The organism is Fischerella muscicola PCC 7414, assembly GCF_000317205.1.
Lineage (GTDB): Bacteria > Cyanobacteriota > Cyanobacteriia > Cyanobacteriales > Nostocaceae > Fischerella > Fischerella muscicola.
The window spans coordinates 1-3,447 of record NZ_AJLK01000089.1; the positions used below are offsets into that span (position 1 = coordinate 1).

6 protein-coding genes and 1 pseudogene are annotated in these 3,447 nt (G+C 38.5%); 3 read left to right on the forward strand and 4 right to left on the reverse strand.

Going from position 1 to position 3,447, the window contains the following annotated elements; genetic code table 11:
- The first annotated feature begins 118 nt into the window (after nucleotides 1–118).
- The 3 genes and pseudogenes from UYI_RS0113825 to UYI_RS36795 all read left to right on the forward strand — a co-directional run.
- The gene (locus UYI_RS0113825) at nucleotides 119–634 is read left to right on the forward strand and encodes an orange carotenoid protein N-terminal domain-containing protein (protein WP_016867249.1); all 516 of its coding nucleotides are present in this window, start codon (nucleotides 119–121) and stop codon (nucleotides 632–634) included.
- A 53-nt stretch (nucleotides 635–687) separates the two neighbouring features.
- On the forward strand, nucleotides 688–1,116 hold the full coding sequence (gene psb34 / locus UYI_RS32590) for a photosystem II assembly protein Psb34 (protein WP_016867250.1): 429 nt from the start codon (nucleotides 688–690) through the stop codon (nucleotides 1,114–1,116).
- Between the two features lie 115 nt (nucleotides 1,117–1,231).
- Nucleotides 1,232–1,327: pseudogene (locus UYI_RS36795) on the forward strand (DUF2993 domain-containing protein); the annotation flags it as partial.
- 145 nt (nucleotides 1,328–1,472) lie between these two features.
- On the opposite strand, the gene UYI_RS0113840 reads toward UYI_RS36795, so the two are convergent.
- The 4 genes from UYI_RS0113840 to UYI_RS0113855 all read right to left on the reverse strand — a co-directional run bounded on the left by UYI_RS0113840 (nucleotide 1,473) and on the right by UYI_RS0113855 (nucleotide 3,111).
- Complete coding sequence (locus UYI_RS0113840; protein WP_016867252.1) at nucleotides 1,473–1,790, reverse strand: hypothetical protein; 318 nt, start codon at nucleotides 1,788–1,790, stop codon at nucleotides 1,473–1,475.
- A 220-nt stretch (nucleotides 1,791–2,010) separates the two neighbouring features.
- Nucleotides 2,011–2,199, reverse strand: coding sequence for a 30S ribosomal protein S21 (rpsU, locus tag UYI_RS0113845; RefSeq protein WP_016867253.1), 189 nt, complete (start codon nucleotides 2,197–2,199; stop codon nucleotides 2,011–2,013).
- A 120-nt stretch (nucleotides 2,200–2,319) separates the two neighbouring features.
- Nucleotides 2,320–2,619 carry an RNA recognition motif domain-containing protein gene (locus UYI_RS0113850; RefSeq protein ID WP_016867254.1) on the reverse strand — a complete coding sequence of 100 codons (300 nt, stop codon included), beginning with the start codon at nucleotides 2,617–2,619 and terminating at the stop codon, nucleotides 2,320–2,322.
- 228 nt (nucleotides 2,620–2,847) lie between these two features.
- Nucleotides 2,848–3,111, reverse strand: coding sequence for a hypothetical protein (locus tag UYI_RS0113855; protein WP_016867255.1), 264 nt, complete (start codon nucleotides 3,109–3,111; stop codon nucleotides 2,848–2,850).
- Nucleotides 3,112–3,447 lie beyond the last annotated feature (336 nt).

Below are 3,447 nucleotides of genomic sequence, written 5' to 3' on the forward strand. Positions count from 1 at the left end.
ATTGAGCCGGACTTGATATTACCTCTTAATTTGTGTTGTAGTAAGCAGAACTCTTTGGGTTCTACTTCAGTTGCACAGATAGTTGCATGAACAGTCATCAAACATCTTTGGTAAAAATATGAGCTTTACAACAGAGTCCACTTCTAACCTATTCGCTTTTGATTCCAGCAACCATCTGGTTAATGCTGTACTTACTACCACCGCTTTATTCAAGCGCCTTAGTGTGGATGACCAACTGGCAATGCTTTGGTACGTCTACACTGAGATGGGTCGTTCTATCACGCCAGCTGCTACAGGAGCAGCTCGTTTGCAATTAGCTGAAGGTATACTCAATCAAATCAAGCAAATGCCTCATACTCAACAGTTAGAAGTAATGCGAGACCTAGCTGCCAACAGAAACACCCAGATTAGCCGTTCTTATGGGATTTGGAGCGCCAACACTAAGTTAGCTTTCTGGTATGAATTATCGGAATTGATGGTCAAAGGCTTAGTAGTTCCAATGCCCCCAAGTTACCAGCCATCCCGCGATGTAGTGCAAGTACTAGAAGCCATCAAGCAGCTTGAATTTGGTCAACAAATAACGGTGCTGCGGAATGCTGTTGTCGATATGGGAGTTGACCCGTTAGCTGACTAAGAGAACGAAGGACATTAATTTCTACACGAATAATTTCACACAAGGTGACACCCATGCGCTACACCAATAAAAAAGGAACAACCCTCAATCTAGATGAATGTAAGAATGCCGACAGTTTCTTTATGGAGGCTGAGGTATATATCTGTGAACCATTGGAGATGCATTTCAACCAACAAGGAGAGCTAAAAGCAGGAAAGAAATCGAACAAAGCAATAGCACATCTTCGTAGTGATGGTAGTGAGTTGATCCCCGCTGAGGTCGAAGCGCGTACACACAGGCAGGGTAGTCAATTGCTTAATCTACCTCTCGTACTTGGCTACGTAGTAGATGATGAGGGAATCATGAATAACTACGCAATTGAGCCTGGTATGTCGTTGGCAGAGTATCCCTCACTAGAACAGCAACAGCGTTATATCTTCCAGGGGGCAATAGCTATCCTGTTTGTTACCCTAACACTGATGACTGCATTTACTGTCAGCTAAGCGTAACAATAGCTAGATATTGAGGATCAAACCAAGATATCTAGTACTCTGTCAAGTTTGAATTGAGGGATGAGAAAGTTCGTAGTAAGGACTTTAGTCCTTATTTTCTAAGCATTTTGATCTTGATGGCATTATGATGCGGCTCAACCGATTAGAAACCCGAGGTAAAAAGTTGATTTTCAGTGGCTACCCCCAGATCGATCGCATTCCTACTAGAACACTAGAACAGCGATTTACTAACCAAAAATATGTCTTTAATCCACGCAGCAATCAGGCTTTGATATAGTTACTAATAGTTTAAAGGCAAAAAATAGAACTGTTGGATTTTAAAGATGGCAATCGCATACGAAATTTATTTATGTGCGAAAAACAAAGCGTCTGTGTGGGAGAATCGCTATTAAATTGGCCAACCAACAAATGCTTCCTAGTCCTAATAAAATGTATGTGGGAGCCATAACTACTCCCATCATAAACCAAGCAAATACGTGCAGTATCATCAATAGAGCAAAGAAACTTGCAATAAGAGCAGTTAGCCAGATATGAATAGCCGGACGACCCAACAGTGTAAAAATTATTGTTGATGAGGTAGCAACTAAATTGGCTGGAATGAGAAAGGCACAAATGCCAATGCAATAAGTGCTTGAGAATGCCATTAAGGTGTTGAAATCTAACATGAATTTTCCTGGGTTAAGTGCCAAATTGTATATAAATGTTTTATGGATTTTTGTATTTATATTCTCAATATTAATTAGTTTCTATATGTACAGATTAAATTTTTTAACCTCCCTCCACAGTGGTGGTGTGAGGGATTTGTGCCAACCTACTTAATGTTGCAATTTCTAATCTGCTTCTGGAGTAGTTCTAAGAATAGATAGATGGTGTAGACGCTTGGATTTATTTGTGGAAATTTTTCTTACGTTGTCTATGCCTCGCAAGTTCCTTACGCTTACGTTTTTGCTCTGGCGTTTCAAAATGACGATGCTTCTTCATATCTGGAAAAATACCTGCCTTAGAAATTTTTCGCTTAAAACGACGCAAGGCTGATTCAATTCCTTCATTATCGTCTACTATTATTTGGGTCATTCTATGTCCTTACTTGATTACTACTGGCTAGTATTAAAGCATCCAGTAAATCTGAGAAAAAAAGGACAGACTCATTGTCTGGCCTTAAGACATTAGAGTGTAAATTTCTGAGTTCAAAGTTTAGTAGTGGTTTCGGACGCCATACTTGCCTCCGTTCCCACCAAACGAACCCTTGTTTTCTCTAGGTCTGGCTTTGTTCACTTTCTGGTTACGTCCCATCCACTCAGAACCATCAAGAGCCTCAATGGCTGATGCTTCTTCAGCATCTGAACCCATTTCTATAAAAGCAAAGCCACGGACACGACCTGTTTCGCGGTCAATGGGTAAGGACACCTGCTTTACGGAACCATATTCTGCAAACACAGTATTTAAAGTGTCTTGTGTAACTCCATAAGAGAGGTTACCTACGTAAAGTGACATAAATTGTCTCCAAAATTAAATGGTGCAGAGATTTAAATTTCGGAGACAAGTCTGTCAATAACAAAAAGAAAAAGCCTGTTACTACTAAAAACAAAATTTGTGTCCGATTTTTATTATCATCTTCAACCTTAACACGAGATTCAGTGTCTCTAAAGAATATCTTTCTAAAGGCTTATCCGCAGTGTTAAGCAATCTTTCACCAATTGTATCTCAATCTCAGCTTAATGCCTATCTTAATTCAACATCTTGCTCAAAAACCAAGATAAAATCATTTACAGTTTTTTTGTATTGAAAACCATAATCCAATAAAGCTTGCTTTAAAGTTTGCAACTCAGATTCTTGGAGTTGAATTTTCTTGGGTGCTATCTCAATAGCTTCTTGATTGACTGTAAAACTGAAACACTCTTTAAATTGCTTATAATCCCAGTTTAATTTTCTAGCTGCATTTAACTCTATGGCAGCTAATGTATCATCAAATTTGCTTGCGGCCATAAATTGATCTCTCCAATCATATTACCTATATTTTAACAGTCACAAGATATAACAAACCAAATATAAATATTAATTTAGAGCTAAGAATTAAGACAAGATATTTTAGATATTTTTAAAATATCAATCTTTTGGTAAATGCTTTACTAAGAGTGATGGAGTAGTAATTTATAGTTAATAAATTAATGCAATTGCTTTAACGGGAGTGGGAGTTACTTAGAACTGTTGGGCTGGGTGTTGGCTTTTTTAGTCTCATGCAATGCAATTATAGACACGCTCAAAATAATATTTACAGCCCTTTGCATCTAGATGGAGTACACCCCACCCTAACCCTCCCCA